Source organism: Daejeonella sp., from assembly GCF_044348475.1.
Taxonomy (GTDB): domain Bacteria; phylum Bacteroidota; class Bacteroidia; order Sphingobacteriales; family Sphingobacteriaceae; genus Daejeonella.
This window is the reverse complement of the sequence record NZ_JBIKSU010000022.1, coordinates 1-17,866: the sequence shown is the minus strand read 5'-3', so window position 1 is coordinate 17,866 and position 17,866 is coordinate 1. Positions and strand designations below refer to the sequence as shown.

Sequence of the window (17,866 nt, the reverse complement as noted above, 5' to 3'; positions counted from 1 at the left end):
ACGGCATACAAAAAAACAAATGACAACTACTTTTTACACCACAACAAGTACAACCACTACCACCACGCTATTGCATGGGGAACGGGAATGTATGGTGTAAATTAAACATAAAACATCAAAAACGCCTTCCTCAGATAACGAGGAAGGCGTTTTTTTTTACCAGAAATTGAAGAAAAACCATTAATAATGAAAGTTTTAAAGTTCGGGGGCACCTCAGTTGGATCGGTTGAATCGATCAGCAAATTAGTGCAGATTATTGAAAAGGAGCAGGCAAATTCTGGCAATCCGGTTGTAGTGCTTTCGGCTATGAGCGGTGTGACCAATCTCCTTGCTGACATGGCCGAAAAAGCAGAGCTGGGAGGCACCTTTAGCAATGAATTAAAGGAGCTTGAAGAGCGGCATTTCCATGTGATTAAGGAGTTGCTGGCCGTATCTAAGCAGAATCCTGTATTTACTAAGCTTCGCATTCTGTTCAATGAGCTTGAAGATTTGCTTCAGGGCGTATTGATCTTGAGGGAATTAACTCCTAGAACCCGCGACCTGATACTGAGTTATGGTGAGCGTTGTTCGGCATTAATGATCAGTAAGATCTTTGGACAAAAATTAGATGATGATTTGTTTGTCAATGCGGCCGAATTAATAAAAACAGATAGCACATACGGTCAGGCGCGCGTAAACATGGAGCTTTCAGAAATGCTCATTCGTGATCATTATAGTAGAAATAGCGGTAAAATTATTTTTATAACCGGCTTTATTGCAAGTAATGAGGAAGGTAGAATAACAACATTGGGAAGAGGCGGAAGTGATTACACAGCTGCTATTGTTGGTTCTGCTTTAAATGCACAGGAGATTGAGATCTGGACTGATGTAAATGGAATGATGACTGCCGATCCGCGGATGGTAAAAAAGGCATTTTCTTTACCTGAACTTTCATATACAGAGGCCATGGAACTTTCCTTTTTCGGAGCAAAGGTGATTTATCCACCAACCATGATCCCTGCATTTTTGAAAAAGATTCCGATTGTAATACGCAATACTTTTGAGCCTGAATTTCTGGGTTCAGTAATCCGTCATAACTGTCAAAGTTCTAATCTGGCAATCAAGGGAATTTCATCCATCAATGATATCAGTATTATCAATATAGAAGGAAGTGGAATGGTAGGAAAAGCTGGATTCAGCGGCCGCTTATTTTCTCTGTTAGCACGCGAGCAAATTAATATTATCTTGATCACTCAATCTTCGTCAGAACACAGTATCACCTTTGCTATTCACCCTTCTGATGCAGCCAGGGCTCAGTATTTAATCGAACATGAGTTTGAACTCGAACTTTTGGCTAAGAAAATTGAAGCGCCTGTATTTGAGCAAGGCCTTTCGGTACTGGCAATAGTGGGCGAAAACATGAAGCAAACCCCTGGCATTTCTGGTAAATTATTCCATTCACTTGGCCGTAACGGTATCAATGTTAGGGCAATAGCACAAGGTTCATCTGAGTATAATATATCGGTTGTAATTTCACGCGAGGATCTTAACAAAGGTCTTAATGCGGTTCACGATGCCTTTTTTGTAGAACTGAACAAGACCCTTCATGTTTTCTGTTTGGGCACCGGCAATATTGGATCTACGCTATTTAAACAATTGTTGCAGCATAAAGATTTTCTTCAAAAGCATAATGGTATACAAATCAAAGTGGTGGGTATCAGTAATACTCGTAAAATGATGTTCAATGAAAATGGTATCACGCTAGAGAACTGGGAGAATGATTTGCAAGAACAGGGTGAAATGGCAGAACTTTCAACTTTTGTTAAGCGTATGAAAGCCTTGAACCTTCCAAACTGTGTATTTGCTGATAATACCGCAAGTAAAAACCCAATTGAATTTTATCAGGAGATATTCAGCTCCAATATTTCTATTGTAACCTGCAATAAGATCGGAAATTCAGGGTCACTTGCGCAGTATAAACAGTTCAGAGATACAGCAAGACTACATGGGGTCGACTTTTTTTATGAGACCAATGTTGGAGCCGGGCTGCCTATTGTAAAAACTCTAAAAGACCTGATGATTAGCGGCGACCGTATCATCAGTATTGAATCGATTCTTTCAGGTACCATCTCTTATATATTTAACAATTATACGGGAGATGTAACTTTCCATGATATTGTAAAACAGGCTCAAGAAAAAGGGTATACTGAGCCAGATCCACGAGATGACCTTCGTGGGACCGACTTTATGCGAAAAATGCTTATTCTGGCCCGTGATGCTGGTTATGAGCTTGAAGCAGAAGATATTGATATAGAAAGTATGCTTCCCCAATCCTGTCTTGATGCTAAATCTGTTGATGATTTTTACTTGGCCCTAAAAGCTGAAAATGATTTTTTTGATGCGATTAAAAAACAAGCTGAAGAGGATAAAAAAGTATTACGTTATATTGGTAAACTGGAGAATGGTAAAGTAAAGATCAGTCTTCAAATGGTTAATGATACCCATCCTTTTTATGCTTTATCTGGCAGTGATAATATTATTTCATTTACAACTGACAGATACAGAGAAAGACCAATGGTAGTTAAAGGCCCAGGTGCTGGTGCCGAAGTTACCGCAGCAGGTGTTTTTGCAGATATCGTGCATGTAGGGGCACAGAAATTTTAGTAGTGTAATGAGTTTTAATAATTTTGGATATGGTGCTTTTAGTAGGGTACTCAGGTGATAAATGAATATGAGAAGATCAGTTAATGTTTTTGCTCCCGCCACGGTAGCCAATGTTGTTTGTGGCTATGATGTTCTGGGCTTTGCAGTGAATGCGCCTGGAGATGAGGTGATTATGCGCTTGAGAGATGAACCTGGTGTGATCATTACCAAAATTAGTGGCGATGATGGACGTTTACCTTACGACCCTGCAAAAAATACAGTTAGTTTAAGTGTGCAACATTATCTCAATCATATTGGCCGGCCAGATATAGGAGTAGAAATTGAATTAGTTAAGAAAATGCCTATTGGTAGTGGCTTGGGATCAAGCTCTGCTAGTACAGTAGCTGGATTGTTTGCAATAAATACGCTAATGGATAATCCATTAAGTAAAATGGAGCTTGTTCCTTTTGCGATGAAAGGCGAAGAAATGGCCTGCGGATATGGCCATGCAGATAATGTAGCTCCTGCCTTGCTTGGAGGCTTTGTACTGGTTAGAAGCTATGAGCCGCTTGATATCATAAAACTTCCTTACCCTGAAGAGCTTTACTGTTCAATTGTATTCCCACAGATCGATGTACCCACACGTGATGCCCGACAGATTATTCGTAGTAAGATCTTGCTTAAAGATGCTGTTGTTCAATGGGGCAATGTTGCCGGTCTGGTTGCCGGATTATATACCAAAGATATTGATCTGATTGCCAGAAGTATGAAAGATGTGATTGTTGAACCTGTTCGGTCGATTCTGATTCCTGATTTTTATAAACTTCGCGAAATTGCGATTGAAAATGGTGCTTTGAGCTTTGGCATCTCAGGTTCAGGGCCATCAGTTTTTACCTTTACCAGGAATGAAGATGATGCACGTATTATCAATGAAAAATTACAAAAGCATTTCCTTTGGCTGGATACCGAAAGTATTGCATACCGTTCGCCGATCAACGCCCAAGGGCCAATTATTTTAGATTAATGAATTTATACAGTACTAATAATAAATATTTGAGGGTACCCTTTAAGGAGGGTGTGTTTTCAAGTTTACCCCAAGACAAGGGTCTGTACATGCCGGAAAATATCCCGGTACTGGATCCAGAATTTATCAGGGATCTTCATTTATATTCATTACCTGAGATTGCATTTCAGGTTTCTAGGGCAATGCTGAATGGGGCTATTCCTGATGCTGACCTTCAGCAAATTATTAATGAAGCGATCAATTTTGAGGCACCGGTAGTAAAAATTTCTGAACAAATTCATGTTCTAGAACTGTTTCATGGACCATCTTTAGCATTTAAAGATTTTGGTGCACGATTCATGAGTCGGGTCATGGCCTATTTTCTAAATGAAGGCGAGAAGGAATTAAATATTCTTGTTGCTACATCTGGCGACACTGGCGGGGCAGTTGCACTTGGTTTTTTGGGTGTTGCCAACACCCGGGTAACAATTCTTTATCCCAAGGGTAAGGTTAGTGCCATACAGGAGCTACAACTCACAACCAATGGTCAAAATATTCGTGCTTTAGAGATTGATGGAACATTTGATGATTGCCAGGCCTTGGTAAAAAGGGCATTCAATGATTCTGAATTGAAGGATCGATTCCGCCTAACATCAGCCAATTCTATTAATATTTCAAGGCTTATCCCACAGACCTTCTATTATTTTAATGCGTATGCACAGCTTCAGCGACAGGGGTATACTAAGGTGGTTTTTTCGGTGCCCAGTGGAAATTTTGGAAATATTGGGGCTGGAATGCTTGCCTGGAAAATGGGGCTGCCAGTACAGCAATTTCTGGCTGCAACTAATGCGAATGATACGGTTCCATCATTTCTGCAAACCGGTGTTTATCAGTCAAAACCCTCTGTTCAAACTTGGTCGAATGCGATGGATGTTGGCGACCCAAGTAATTGGGTGCGTATCATGGATCTTTTTGATAACAATAGGGAAGAACTGAAAAAGATTTTAACAGGGTATAGTTATACCGATGAGCAAACTCTGGATGCCATTAGGCAGGTTCATGCAGACCACGGCTACATCATGTGCCCACATACGGCTATTGGATGGATGGCTTTAAAACAATGGATGAATGACCATACTACAGAGGATACTGCCGGTGTGTTTTTAGCTACTGCTCATCCATGCAAGTTCCCAGATATTTTTTCAGATGAAATTGCCCGTGAAATTGAAATTCCTGCTCAGGTAAAAGATCTGGAGTATAAAATACGGGTTGTTGTAAGTCTTGGGAATGATTTTGAATCCTTTAAGAAGTATCTTTTAGGGAGGCAATAATGCCAGCTTTTTAGGCAGATTCGATAAAAAAATCAAATCAAGAATAGTGTAAATACCCTTTGGACGAAAAAATTTCATCCAAAGGGAATGATATTAAAATATCGCTTCTGCAATCTTTTTTGTTGGACCGGGATTACTCATGGTGTAAAAGTGCAAAACAGGTGCTCCAATTTTCATAAGCTCTTTACATTGTGCAATCATGTGCTCAATGCCAACCTCTTTAACTTCTTTTTCTGATTTACATTTGGCAACGGCCTCACTTAATTCTTCAGGAAGGTCGATATGGAATATTTTTGGTAAACTGATCATCTGTTTGGATGATGTGATCGGTTTTAAACCTGGAATGATCGGCACATGTATGCCATTCTTGCGACATTGATCAACAAATTCAACATATTTTGAATTGTCAAAAAACATTTGAGTAACAATAAATTCAGCGCCCATTTCAACTTTCTGTTTCAGGAAATTAAAGTCTGTTTTCAAATTAGGTGCCTCGAAATGCTTTTCTGGATATCCGGCAACACCAATACAAAATTGGGTTTTATAAGCCGTATCATGATCTTCATGAAGATAAACGCCGTTATTCATATCAACAACCTGTTGCAGTAGTTCGGTAGCATAGGCATGCCCTCCAGGAGTTGGAATAAATCCGGAATCCGCATGGCGGGCATCTCCACGCAAAACCAACACATTATCGATACCAAGGAACTGTAGGTCGATTAGCGCATTTTCGGTTTCTTCTTTTGTAAATCCTCCACAGATAAGATGCGGAACTGCATCAACTTTATACCTGTTCATGATGGAGGCACAAATGGCTACTGTACCCGGGCGTTTACGGTAAGAAACTTTTTCAAGTAAACCGCTGTCATGCTGTTTGTATATATAATCCTCTCTGTGGTAGGTAACATCAATAAACGGAGGATTAAACTCCATTAATGGATCAATGGCATCGTATATACCCTGAATACTCTGACCCTTAACCGGCGGCAACAGTTCGAAAGAGAATAGTGTTTTGCCTTTTGCGGCTGCTATGTGTTCTGTGATTTTCATTTTAATCGGTTATCAGTTGTCTGTTATCGGTTATCTGTTGCCGGGTTAGATTAGGCTTACTTTTCTATTTTAATAATTTTTGGTAATATTTAATGAATCCACTCAATAATTTTCTTGTAGTTTCAGTTGATAGTAGAACTTGATTAAGTTTAGTTTGGTCAATATAATTTAAATCAAAACTAAGATACAATTGAGTTTCTAATTCATAAAGTGATCCTCTTGAGATATGAAAAAATTGAATACTATCTTTTGGATAATTTCTTCCACAGCCCTCGGCAATATTTGAGGGTACAGATATTGCGCATCTTCTCATCTGATTAATCAATCCGAATTGTTCCTCTTTTGGAAACTAACTTGTGAGTGAATAAATATCTTTTGAAAGTTTTCTCGCTTCCTGCCAAACATTTAAATCTTTATACCTCTTTTCTGATTCAGCCATTTTGAATAATTGGTTTTGCGAAATAAATTACAACCAATATTCAACTTATAACCAATTATACCTTTAAATCAATAATTCATGCCGTATACTAATTATCAATTTACAGATAACAGATAACAGATAACTGACAACTTAATACGATAAATTCGGACTCAACCACCTCTCCACATCCTCCAATGGCATATTCTTGCGAATAGCGTAATCTACTACCTGATCTTTGTTGATCTTCCCTAATCCAAAATAGCGTGACTGAGGGTGAGCAAAATAGAAACCGCTTACTGCTGCTGTTGGATACATTGCAAAACTCTCTGTCAAGTGTATAGTGGTTGCATTTTCTGCATCCAAAATTTCAAATAAAGTTTCTTTTTCGGTATGATCTGGGCATGCAGGATAACCTGGTGCCGGACGTATGCCGATATATTTTTCCTTGATCAGTTCTTCAGAATTTAATGATTCATCTTGAGAATAGGCCCAGAATTCTTTTCTTACTAATTCATGCATACGTTCTGCGAATGCTTCAGCAAGTCTGTCGGCAAGTGCTTTGACCATAATACTGTTATAGTCGTCATAATTTTTCTCGAAAATGGCAACCAGTTCATCACAGCCAATACCGGTTGTTACAGCAAAACCGCCCCAATAGTCGGCAATGCCTGATTCTTTGGGTGCAATAAAATCAGATAAAGCATAATAAGGTTCACCTTCTGCTTTCTCTGATTGCTGGCGCAGGGTATGGATTGTTTTATAAACCTGAGTTCTGCTTTCATCGGTATAAAGTTCGATATCATCACCAACAGAGTTAGCTGGCCAGAAGCCAATAACCCCTTTAGCTTTCAAAGATTGATCAGCAATAATCGTATCCAATAAGACTCGGGCTTCATCGTATAATTTTTTGGCTTCGGCTCCAACAAAATCATCTTCAAATATGCGTGGGAAGCTGCCTCTTAGTTCCCAGGTATGGAAAAATGGTGTCCAGTCGATATATGGAACCAACTCTTCTAAAGAAAAATCGGCAAATATCTTAGTTCCTAAGAACCTTGGTTTTTGAACGGCTGGAAGACTCAGATCTAGTTGAAATTTTGCTTTTCTGGCTTCTTCAATGGTTTTGAACTGTTTGTCAGACTTCTTGTTTAAATGACTCTCTCTGGCCTTATCATATTCCTCTCGTATAGAGCTAATGTAAGCATCCCTGTTATCATCACTCATTAGCGTGCTGCATACGGTTACACTTCTTGAAGCGTCAAGAACATGTACTGCCGGTCCAGAATAATTGGGTGCTACCTTTACAGCTGCATGGATTCGGGAGGTTGTTGCTCCACCAATGATTAAGGGAATAGTAAATCCCTGTCTTTCCATTTCTTTAGCGAAATGCACCATTTCGTCGAGCGATGGGGTGATTAGTCCGCTAAGTCCAATAATATCTACATTTTCAGCTTTCGCTGTATCTATGATTTTTTGAGCCGGAACCATCACGCCAAGGTCAATCACCTCAAAGTTATTACATGCCAGAACAACACCAACGATGTTTTTTCCGATATCATGAACATCTCCTTTTACGGTTGCCAACAATACTTTTCCGGCGTTTTTTCGCTGATTACTATCTGCATTGTTCAGTTTTTCCTCTTCGATAAAGGGCAGTAAATAGGCTACAGCTTTCTTCATCACTCGGGCAGATTTTACAACTTGTGGAAGAAACATTTTTCCTTGACCGAACAAATCGCCCACTATTCCCATTCCATCCATCAGTGGTCCTTCGATCACTTCTAGGGGTTTAGCATATTTTTGGCGAGCCTCTTCAACATCATCGTCTAGGTAATCAATGATACCTTTGACAAGAGAATGTGAGAGTCTTGATTCGACACTATTTTTACGCCATTCTTCATCCTTTACGATTACTTTGCCTTTCGTTTTAATGGTATCTGCAAAATCAACCAGGCGTTCAGTGGCATCTGGTCTGCGGTTAAGCAATACATCTTCCACCAATTCGAGAAGATCTTTAGGGATCTCTTCATAAACCTCAAGCATACCGGCATTCACAATTCCCATGTCTAGACCTGCTTTAATTGCATGGTACAAAAAAGCAGAGTGCATCGCTTCGCGGACGGTATTATTACCTCTAAATGAGAATGAAATATTACTCACTCCACCACTAACTTTTGCTAGAGGAAGGTTCTGTTTGATCCAGCGTGTAGCCTCAATAAAATCGACGGCGTAATTGTTATGCTCTTCCAGACCAGTAGCAACGGTCAGGATATTCGGATCAAAAATTATATCCTGAGGCGGGAAATTGACCTCATTAACTAAGATATTGTATGACCTCTGACATATTTCTTTACGTCTTTCTAATGAATCGGCCTGCCCGGCCTCATCAAAAGCCATAACCACTACCGCAGCACCATATTGACGGATCTTGCCAGCATAAGTTTTAAATGCTTCTTCGCCCTCTTTTAGGGAGATAGAATTCACAATTCCTTTGCCTTGTAGGCACTTTAATCCGGCTTCAATCACACTCCATTTAGAGGAATCGACCATGATTGGAAGTTTAGAAATATCAGGTTCTGAGGCAATAAGATTCAAAAATTTGACCATAGCTGCTTCAGAATCAAGCATTCCTTCGTCCATGTTCACATCAATAATCTGAGCACCACCTTCAACCTGTTGGCGTGCAACAGATAAGGCCTCATCAAAGTTCCCGCTTAAAATCAGTTTAGAGAATTTAGGAGATCCGGTAATGTTAGTGCGCTCACCAATATTCACAAAATTGGTCAGGGGTGTTAATGTAACCGGTTCAAGACCGCTAAGCCGCATAAAAGGTTCTGGCACAGGAGGAACCCTTGGCGGGAATTTGGCCGCTTTATCAGCAATGCATTTTATATGTTCAGGAGTAGTGCCACAGCATCCACCAACAATATTAACAAATCCATTTGCCATGAAATCTTCCACTAGGTGGGCGGTTTCATGTGGCAATTCATCGTATGCCCCAAATTCATTTGGAAGCCCGGCATTGGGATAAGCTGAAATAAAACAAGAAGCTTTTTCAGAAAGTTCTTGAATATGCGGGCGCATATCTTTTGCACCTAGTGCACAATTCAGTCCGATGCTTAGTAAGTTGGCATGACTTAAGGAGTTCAAAAATGCTTCAACGGTTTGGCCAGATAAGGTTCTACCGCTGGCATCAGTGATGGTTCCTGAAATCATGATATCGATCTTTTTGCCACTTTCATTTTCGTAGTTTTTTGCTGCGAAAAGGGCGGCTTTGGTGATCAGGGTATCGGTTATTGTTTCGAATAAGAGCACATCCGCACCACCTTCAATTAGTCCTTTTACCTGCTCATAATAGGCATCCACAAGTTCATCAAATGTCACTGCCCGATATCCGGGATCATTTACATCTGGCGACATGGAGGCCATTTTAGTTGTTGGACCTAAGGCACCGGCAACAAAACGAGGTTTTTCTGGATTTTTGAGTGTATATTCTGTTGCAATTTCTTTGGCTATGCGTGCACCTTCAAAGCTCATCTCATACGAGAGGTCTTCCATCTGATAATCAGCCATGGAAATACGTTGAGTGCTGAAGGTATTGGTTTCAATAATATCGGCACCTGCTTCTAAGTATTCAGCATGGATTGCTTTTATGATGTCGGGGCGAGTTATATTTAATAGGTCATTATTACCTCTAACATCACATGGGTGATCTTTGAAACGTTCGCCTCTGAAATCTTCTTCTGTTAATTGATAGCGCTGAATCATGGTACCCATGGCTCCGTCAATAACTAGTATTCGTTTTTTTAATTCTTCTCTGATCATTTAGTATAGCGTAATGCGTATAGGGTATTGAGATATAAATCGGTTAAAACCCTAAAAATTAAAACAAGTACTAATTTAAAGTGTCGCAATACGCAATACTCAAATCTCAATACTCAGCTTGGCTTATCTTCAAAAAGTCGGTATTCATTGACTTTAACTTATCTTTTCTCACATGTGTGAGATAGAATGTAGCACCTTGTTAGCACAGGTTGCTAAGACTTCGTAGGGTCTAATCCCTCCGTCTTTCTGAATAAGCAGTGCAAAAGTGCAAGATAATTTGATGAAATGCAAATAGATGTGTTATCAGTTGTCAGTTATCAGTTGTCAGTTATCAGTTATCTGATTGGGCACCTTAGTCAGACAACAGGTAACAGACAACTGGAGCCAAGAACCAAGAACCAAGAACAAAGACTGTGCGGTGCTAATTGAAATTTTCTGCTTTTTTCATACCTCCTACTTCATACCTCCGACCTCAGACAACTGGAGCCAAGAACCAAGAACCAAGAACAAAGACTGTGTGGTGCTAATTGAAATTTTCTGCTTTTTTCATACTTCATACCTCCGACCTCAGATAACTGGAGCCAAGAACAAAGAACCAAGAACAAAGACTGTGTGGTGCTAATTGAAATTTTCTGCTTTTTTCATACCTCAACCAAAGTTATCAGTTGTCAGTTATCAGTTATCTGATTGGGGACGTTAGTCAGACAACAGAAAATGGAGGCAATTTGAGTATTGAGTATAGAGTATTGAGATAGATTCTGCTTCTTTCATACCTCAACCAAAGTTATCAGTTGTCAGTTATCAGTTATCTGATTGGGGACGTTAGTCAGACAACAGAAAATGGAGGCAATTTGAGTATTGAGTATTGCGTATAGAGTATTGAGATAGATTCTGCTTCTTTCATACCTCAACCAAAGTTATCAGTTGTCAGTTATCAGTTATCAGATTGGGTACGTTAGCCAGTCAACAGTCAACAGACAACAGATAACAGATAACAGTTAACAGTTAACAGACCTTTACTTTTTCCCGCCAAATAAACGAAGTAACATCAAAAACATATTTATAAAATCAAGATATAAGGTTAAGGCGCCCATAATCACCATTTTATTTGCTGAGGCATCACCGTATTCAATTCCGGCAGCAATACGTTTAAGTCGTTGCATATCATAGGCAGTTAAACCCACGAATAGAGCAACACCTATAAAGCTGATGATATAATCTAATTGGCTACTTCCTAAGAAGAAGTTGACCACGCTTGCAATGACGATTCCTACTAAGGCCATCATCAAAATAGGCCCGAATTTGGTAAGATCTTGCTCAGTGGTATAACCTGCAAAAGCCATAACCCCAAATAGGAGAGAAGCAGATATAAAACATCCTAAGACCGATGAGGATGTATAAACTAATAAAATATAACTCAAACTTATACCGGTTGCGGCAGAGTACAATACAAAAATTAATGCCAATACGGGAAATGAAAGCCGGTTCATTCCAAATGACATCACCAAAACAAAAGCTAGCGGCGCAAACATAGCTATTGTTCCAAGGGTAGTTCTTCCTCCAGTTTCGGTATCCATTAGCATGCTTAATAAAGCATCATCCGAAGAAAAAGACCATGCGAACCCTGCTGATAGGGCAAGTGCAATGAACATCCATAAAAATACATTGGGTAGAAAGTTTCTGGAGGTTATTCCACTTTCACGCTGCACTATTGGCTCGTTGTTATACTGGTATATTGTTTCTTTTTGTGACATCTTAAAATTGTTTTATCGAATTTAATACAATTGATCCTTACTTGTGTTATCGGAACGTAAAAGTTTACTAATTAATTCCCCCTTACTACTTACAACTTATAACCTATAACCTACAACTTATAACCTATAACCTACAACTTATAACCTATAACCTACAACTTATAACCTACAACTTATAACCTACAACTTACAACTTACAAATCCCCTTACTCCAGCCTTCTACTTAATTCCCTTTCAACATTTTTAAATAACTGTATAGGTTTTAGGTTACGCCAGGCCATATCATCTAGGTTGCCACCAAGGTTGATATAATAATCAATATTATTTCTTTTGAATTCGCTGATTACATGTTCTCTGAAATTTATTCCGGCTATCCAGCCATCTTCAACATCCTGGAACCATTCTTCATAATAACAATCATCAGAAGAATGAAAGTTAAGGATGTTCTCTCCAATTAATATGAATTTATTAAGCCCTTGATCAATCATCAGTTCAATGATCTCTCTTTTTAGGATCATGATATCATTATGTAGGGCATCATTCCACTCTCCTATAAATTCAATTATTGAAAATCCCAGATCATAATCGGCATATATAACCTTTAGATAGAGCGTTTGAGAACCAAAGAAATCCCATTGCGGGTGTATCAGGTAATTATAAATCTGCTTATCAAATTCAAATTCGTTGTATTTTGTATCAACAAATGGCGAAAGGGGGTCTTCAGAAGCGATATAATCGTCTCTCCATCGGTAATATGGTTCTATTTCATGCATAACAGCTTTGCCGGATTATGATTTTGCTGGTGCATTTTCAACAGCTTTACGTACGCTTCCGTAGGTATCAAGTAAGGTTTGCGCAGTTTTTTCATCTAAGTTTGTTTCTTGCATCACCATATTTACGGCACGTCCAACCAATTTTACGTTGGTTAGTTGCATATCAACCATTTTATTGCCTTTAACCCTGCCAAGCTTGATCATTGAGGTAGTGCTGATCATGTTCAAAACCAGTTTTTGAGCAGTTCCTGATTTCATGCGTGTAGAGCCGGTTACAAATTCAGGTCCAACAACTACCTCGATTGGGTATTTTGCGGCGTCAGCAACTGGGCTACCTGCATTACAAACAATACATCCAGTTTCTAATCCATATTCATTGGCTTTTTTCAGACCACCAATAACATAGGGTGTTGTTCCAGAAGCAGCGATACCAATCAGAACGTCTTTATCTGAGATATTAAATTCCAGAAGATCTTTCCAGGCTTGTTCTGAATTATCCTCTGCATTTTCAACTGCCCTTCTTATAGCCTTATCTCCACCGGCTATGATGCCAACAACCATATCAAATGGAACACCATAAGTTGGTGGGCATTCAGATGCATCAAGAATCCCAAGACGACCGCTTGTGCCGGCACCTATATAAAATAGACGACCTCCCTTGCTTACCTTCTCTACTATCACATTCACTAGCTTTTCAATTTCGGGAATTACTTTTTCAACAGCTAATGGCACAGTTATATCTTCAGTATTAATGCCATGCAGTAATTCTGCAGTTGACATCTTATCGAGATCGGTATAATTTGAATCCTGTTCAGTAGTTCTATTCATTTTCATTTTTGTTTCAACTACAAAAATCGGAATATTATCTAATAGCTTATAGTTTTTATAATCATTATTCTGTTGCTAAGAATTTTATCTCCCCAAAAAATAGCTTCAATGTTCAGGATATAAGAAAGAACATTCAAATAGCTCTGCTTTGAGCAAGATTAAGGCAAATAGCAATCAATTAGAAACACCTGGTGTTGCAAAAATAGAGCTGAAAACGATGCTTACACAGAATAATTTCGGGGGATGAGGGATATGATAACGCCTTAAATTTTGACGAGTAGGGTATAGATCTGGTGGCGGGAGTTATTCAAAGTTTTTGCGCTAAAGTTTTACTAGTTGATCGAATCAACCCTTAGGGTATCCTGAATTAGAGAGTTGGCCTCAATCGCTGAATTCAGCATCGAGTCTGCAATTGCAGCTTCCTTGATAGAATCCTGTTTGTCAATTTCTCGCTGATCTGTACTAGTGCAAGCCGTAAATACTAGTGCCATTGCGCAAAGTGTTAACACTGTTTTTTTCATCGCATCTCGAATCTTTTTATTTCTGTCTGAAGAATATTTGAATGGGTACTCCAGTAAAATCAAAGTTCTCCCGAATTTTATTTTCTATAAAACGCTTATACGGTTCTTTTACATATTGCGGAAGGTTACAGAAGAAGGCAAACATTGGTGATGATGCGTTGATCTGCGTTATGTATTTTATTTTTACGTATTTTCCTTTTACAGCAGGTGGTGGAAAATTCTCAATAATCGGAAGCATGACATCATTCAGTTTAGATGTTGGAATCTTTTTTAGTTTATTTTCATAAACCTTTGATGCAGCTTCAAGTGATTTATAAATTCTTTGCTTTTCAACCACTGAAGTAAATACAATTGGCACATCTGTAAACGGAGCTATCTTTTGATAGATTTGTTCTTCAAAAATGCCTGTTGTTTTCGTATTTTTTTCAATCAGATCCCATTTGTTTACCAGGATCACAATCCCTTTTTTATTTTTCTCGGCTAGATGGAATATGTTGATATCCTGCGATTCAATTCCTTCTACCGCATCAATCATCAGAATCACTACATCGGCTTCTTCAAGTGCTTTAATGGTACGCATCACCGAGTAAAATTCAATATTTTCTTTAACCTTGGTTTTTTTACGCAGTCCGGCAGTATCGATCAACATGAATTCATGTCCAAACTGGTTATAATGAATATGAATGGAGTCGCGGGTTGTTCCTGCGATTGGCGTTACGATATTTCTTTCGCGTCCTATCAGGGCATTGATCAGAGATGATTTGCCAACATTTGGTCTACCCACAATCGCATATTTAGGAAGCTGATTTTCATCCTCATCTTCGGGTTCGAAATGTTTGATAACTTCATCCAGAAGCTCACCTGTACCTGAGCCTGACATAGATGATAGCGGAAAGATCTCACCCAGCCCTAAACTGTAAAATGTGCTAGCATCTGTGAGTCGCTGATTATTATCAACTTTATTGACAACCACAAAAACGGGCTTCTGACTGCGGCGCAGTAATTTGGCGATATCATCATCGAGGTCAGTAATTCCTGTAACCACATCAACCATAAACAGAATAACTGTAGCCTCTTCAATTGCGATAACTACTTGTTCACGTATTGCAGCCTCAAACACATCGTCAGAGTGCGCAACATATCCACCGGTATCAATAACGGTAAAATGCTTGTCGGTCCACTCAGCAACTCCATAGTGTCTGTCGCGGGTTACTCCACTATAGTCATCAACTATCGCTTTGCGTGTTTCGGTTAATCTGTTATATAATGTCGACTTACCTACATTGGGACGTCCTACGATTGCTACTATGTTGCTCATTTTTTTTGATCTAAGATCCAAGAGCCAGGATGTAAGACAATTGTAGTCTTATTCCATTCGCACTTCAACCTGATTTTGTATATTAATAATTACAAGGTTTTCTAAAGTCTTGATTCTTGGTTCTGTTATCTGTTGTCAGTTATCAGTTATCAGTTATCAGTTATCTGTTGTCAGTTATCTGTTATCAGTTATCTGTTATCAGTTATCAGTAATCAGTAATCAGTTATCAGTTATCAGTTATCTGTTATCAGTTATCAGTTATCAGTTATCAGTTATCAGTAATAATATAACTTGTAAAATTAGTTTTAGTACTTTACAAATCTTTCTGATTTTACTATTAAAAAGTAATTTTAAGCTTAATCTAATCTCCTGTCTCACATCTCATATCTCAATACTCACATCTCATATCTCAATACTATTTAGTTGGTTAGTTGGTTAGTAGTTAGTTGGTTAGTGCTTCGTAATTCTTAATTCGTATCTCCTAATTCCTATTCTTACTATTAAAAACTAATTTCCAACTTACTCTAATCTCCTGTCTCAATACTCATATCTCATATCTCAATACTATTTAGTTGGTTAGTTATTTAGTACTTCCTAATTCGCAATTCGCAATCCGTAATTCCTAATTCGTAATCCGTAATTCTTAATTCGTATCTCGTAATTCTTAATCCCTAATTTTACTATTAAAAACTAATTTCAAACTTACTCCAATCTCCTGTCTCAATACTCATATCTCAATACTCATATCTCAATTCTAATCCTCATAGCCAAAACTCTTCAAATAGTTTTTCCGGTTTCTCCAATCTGGGATTACTTTAACAAACATTTCTAAAAAGACCTTTTTCTGAAGAAACTCTTCCATGTCTTTACGGGCATAGGTTCCAACTTTTTTAAGCATTTCGCCAGCTTTGCCGATAATGATATTCTTCTGCGAATCACGTTCTACAATAATTTCAGAGCTTATTCGAATAATTTTTGCTTCATCTTTGAAAGCAGTAATGATTACTTCGGTACTGTATGGAATTTCTTTATCGTACAGTTTAAATACCTTTTCACGTATTATTTCTGAAACAAAAAAACGTTCATTCCTATCAGTTAGTGTGTCTTTATCGTAATATGCTGGATGCTCAGGCAGATTATCCATAATGAATTGCATTACTGCGGGTACATTATGATCATGTAATGCTGAAACTGCAAAAATTGCTTGTGGCTTCAATTTTTCATCCCAGTACAGTATTTTTTCCTTTACCAAATCTTCGTTTGATTTATCGATCTTGTTGATTACTACCGCAATAGGTGAGGTGGTTTTGGCTAGTTTTTCAAGAACATCATTTTCATCATACTTTTCATTGATATCTGTGACAAATAAGATGATATCTGCGTCGACAAGAGAGCCATTTACGAAACTCATCATCGATTCCTGCATTCCGTAAACCGGTTTGATCACTCCGGGCGTATCTGAAAAAACTATTTGCGAGTCGGGTTCATTTACGATACCCAAGATGCGATGTCGCGTAGTTTGTGCCTTAGGAGTAACTATAGATAGTTTTTCTCCAACAAGAGCATTCATTAGGGTGGATTTTCCAACGTTTGGTTTTCCAACGAGACTGACAAATCCGGCTTTATGCGACATGTAAAATTTATTTTAAAATATATTTGCACCGCAAAGAAACGAAATATATCTTTGCAGTCCAATTTAAAAGCAATACAGCACGTTCTTTAAAGCTTAAAATTGTCACTTTTTGGAATGAAAATTCCTATAAATTCGAGCTTAGCTCGTGGGGCTCATAACCCTTTAAAATTATGATACAGTGCGGGATGGAGCAGTTGGTAGCTCGTCGGGCTCATAACCCGAAGGTCGTCAGTTCGAGTCTGGCTCCCGCTACCTGAGAAGTACTAAGTTATAAGTTGTAAGTTATAAGTCTTACCTACAACCTATAACTTATTACTTAAAACTCAAAATGGCCCGTTCGTCTAGGGGTGAGGACGCCAGATTTTCATTCTGGAAACAGGGGTTCGATTCCCCTACGGGCTACGAAAAACCTCATTTCTGATATCAGGAGTGGGGTTTTTCATTTTAGGTTCTAAGCCCGAATGTTTTGTATTTTTGAGTATTGAGCTTTACCACTCACTTCAACTTCAGAAACATAAAAAGTGGAACCTCTTAAGTCACTCCAAATCAAATAATAACAATACCCAAATACTTTGAGGTTTCTTGTAACTGACAAGTTTTTAATTCTTCAATCCCCAATCGGACCCATTTTATTGTCGAGGTCATATTTTTCTCCTACAGAAAAAATTCCTCCTAATTTCCAAGTTCTAAAAAAAGTCAAATTAATTTATAAGAGTGGAAATTTGATGATGGATAAATGTTTCAAATATTTTAAGGAGTGTTGAACCACTATTTTGAAAAAGAATTTATT

11 protein-coding genes, 2 tRNA genes, 1 pseudogene and 1 riboswitch are annotated in these 17,866 nt (G+C 38.4%); of the genes and pseudogenes, 5 read left to right on the top strand and 9 right to left on the bottom strand.

The features are described 5' to 3' along the window. Positions 1-186: 186 nt before the first annotated feature. From thrA to thrC, 3 genes are all read left to right on the top strand, one after another. Positions 187-2,643, top strand: a complete 2,457-nt coding sequence (thrA, locus tag ACIQZ6_RS06910) for a bifunctional aspartate kinase/homoserine dehydrogenase I (protein WP_395809506.1) — start codon at positions 187-189, stop codon at positions 2,641-2,643. A 67-nt stretch (positions 2,644-2,710) separates the two neighbouring features. Further along, a complete protein-coding gene (locus ACIQZ6_RS06905) occupies positions 2,711-3,646 on the top strand; it encodes a homoserine kinase (protein ID WP_395809504.1) in 936 nt (311 codons plus the stop codon). Further along, positions 3,646-4,956 (top strand): threonine synthase, encoded by a 1,311-nt coding sequence (gene thrC, locus ACIQZ6_RS06900; RefSeq protein WP_395809502.1) that lies wholly within the window; start codon positions 3,646-3,648, stop codon positions 4,954-4,956. The genes ACIQZ6_RS06905 and thrC overlap by 1 nt, the downstream gene beginning before the upstream one ends. Positions 4,957-5,049: 93 nt before the next feature. On the opposite strand, the gene metF is transcribed toward thrC, so the two are convergent. The 9 genes and pseudogenes from metF to era all read right to left on the bottom strand — a co-directional run bounded on the left by metF (position 5,050) and on the right by era (position 17,076). Next, positions 5,050-6,006: a methylenetetrahydrofolate reductase [NAD(P)H] gene (gene metF, locus ACIQZ6_RS06895; protein WP_395809500.1), complete on the bottom strand. Its 957-nt coding sequence runs from the start codon at positions 6,004-6,006 to the stop codon at positions 5,050-5,052. 64 nt (positions 6,007-6,070) lie between these two features. Continuing rightward, positions 6,071-6,343: pseudogene (locus ACIQZ6_RS06890) on the bottom strand (four helix bundle protein); the annotation flags it as partial. A 234-nt stretch (positions 6,344-6,577) separates the two neighbouring features. Next, the gene (metH, locus tag ACIQZ6_RS06885) at positions 6,578-10,249 is read right to left on the bottom strand and encodes a methionine synthase (RefSeq protein ID WP_395809498.1); all 3,672 of its coding nucleotides are present in this window, start codon (positions 10,247-10,249) and stop codon (positions 6,578-6,580) included. Positions 10,250-10,404: 155 nt separating this feature from the next. Further along, positions 10,405-10,506, bottom strand: a riboswitch (SAM riboswitch). A 759-nt stretch (positions 10,507-11,265) separates the two neighbouring features. Further along, positions 11,266-12,003, bottom strand: a complete 738-nt coding sequence (locus ACIQZ6_RS06880) for a Bax inhibitor-1/YccA family protein (RefSeq protein ID WP_395809496.1) — start codon at positions 12,001-12,003, stop codon at positions 11,266-11,268. Positions 12,004-12,209: 206 nt separating this feature from the next. Beyond that, positions 12,210-12,776, bottom strand: a complete 567-nt coding sequence (locus ACIQZ6_RS06875; RefSeq protein ID WP_395809494.1) for a hypothetical protein — start codon at positions 12,774-12,776, stop codon at positions 12,210-12,212. A 15-nt stretch (positions 12,777-12,791) separates the two neighbouring features. Then, on the bottom strand, positions 12,792-13,604 hold the full coding sequence (gene murQ, locus ACIQZ6_RS06870) for an N-acetylmuramic acid 6-phosphate etherase (protein ID WP_395809492.1): 813 nt from the start codon (positions 13,602-13,604) through the stop codon (positions 12,792-12,794). A 332-nt stretch (positions 13,605-13,936) separates the two neighbouring features. Beyond that, positions 13,937-14,125 carry a hypothetical protein gene (locus ACIQZ6_RS06865; RefSeq protein WP_395809490.1) on the bottom strand — a complete coding sequence of 63 codons (189 nt, stop codon included), beginning with the start codon at positions 14,123-14,125 and terminating at the stop codon, positions 13,937-13,939. A 16-nt stretch (positions 14,126-14,141) separates the two neighbouring features. Further along, a complete protein-coding gene (gene der, locus ACIQZ6_RS06860; RefSeq protein WP_395809488.1) occupies positions 14,142-15,443 on the bottom strand; it encodes a ribosome biogenesis GTPase Der in 1,302 nt (433 codons plus the stop codon). Positions 15,444-16,197: 754 nt separating this feature from the next. Beyond that, positions 16,198-17,076, bottom strand: a complete 879-nt coding sequence (gene era / locus ACIQZ6_RS06855) for a GTPase Era (RefSeq protein ID WP_395809486.1) — start codon at positions 17,074-17,076, stop codon at positions 16,198-16,200. A 179-nt stretch (positions 17,077-17,255) separates the two neighbouring features. Between era and ACIQZ6_RS06850 the strand changes: the two genes are divergently transcribed. Both ACIQZ6_RS06850 and ACIQZ6_RS06845 read left to right on the top strand, forming a co-directional pair. Beyond that, positions 17,256-17,328: transfer RNA gene (locus ACIQZ6_RS06850), tRNA-Met, on the top strand. A gap of 78 nt (positions 17,329-17,406) precedes the next feature. Then, positions 17,407-17,478, top strand: a tRNA-Glu gene (locus ACIQZ6_RS06845). The last annotated feature ends 388 nt before the right edge of the window (positions 17,479-17,866 follow it).

What these genes read in the sequence shown, in the direction of transcription:
- der (WP_395809488.1), bottom strand. Translation starts at nt 15,443, where the DNA reads ATGAGCAACATAGTAGCAATCGTAGGACGTCCCAATGTAGGTAAGTCG.
- murQ (WP_395809492.1), bottom strand. Translation starts at nt 13,604, where the DNA reads ATGAATAGAACTACTGAACAGGATTCAAATTATACCGATCTCGATAAG.
- ACIQZ6_RS06905 (WP_395809504.1), top strand. Translation starts at nt 2,711, where the DNA reads ATGAGAAGATCAGTTAATGTTTTTGCTCCCGCCACGGTAGCCAATGTT.
- metF (WP_395809500.1), bottom strand. Translation starts at nt 6,006, where the DNA reads ATGAAAATCACAGAACACATAGCAGCCGCAAAAGGCAAAACACTATTC.
- ACIQZ6_RS06875 (WP_395809494.1), bottom strand. Translation starts at nt 12,776, where the DNA reads ATGCATGAAATAGAACCATATTACCGATGGAGAGACGATTATATCGCT.
- ACIQZ6_RS06880 (WP_395809496.1), bottom strand. Translation starts at nt 12,003, where the DNA reads ATGTCACAAAAAGAAACAATATACCAGTATAACAACGAGCCAATAGTG.
- thrA (WP_395809506.1), top strand. Translation starts at nt 187, where the DNA reads ATGAAAGTTTTAAAGTTCGGGGGCACCTCAGTTGGATCGGTTGAATCG.
- thrC (WP_395809502.1), top strand. Translation starts at nt 3,646, where the DNA reads ATGAATTTATACAGTACTAATAATAAATATTTGAGGGTACCCTTTAAG.
- ACIQZ6_RS06865 (WP_395809490.1), bottom strand. Translation starts at nt 14,125, where the DNA reads ATGAAAAAAACAGTGTTAACACTTTGCGCAATGGCACTAGTATTTACG.
- era (WP_395809486.1), bottom strand. Translation starts at nt 17,076, where the DNA reads ATGTCGCATAAAGCCGGATTTGTCAGTCTCGTTGGAAAACCAAACGTT.
- metH (WP_395809498.1), bottom strand. Translation starts at nt 10,249, where the DNA reads ATGATCAGAGAAGAATTAAAAAAACGAATACTAGTTATTGACGGAGCC.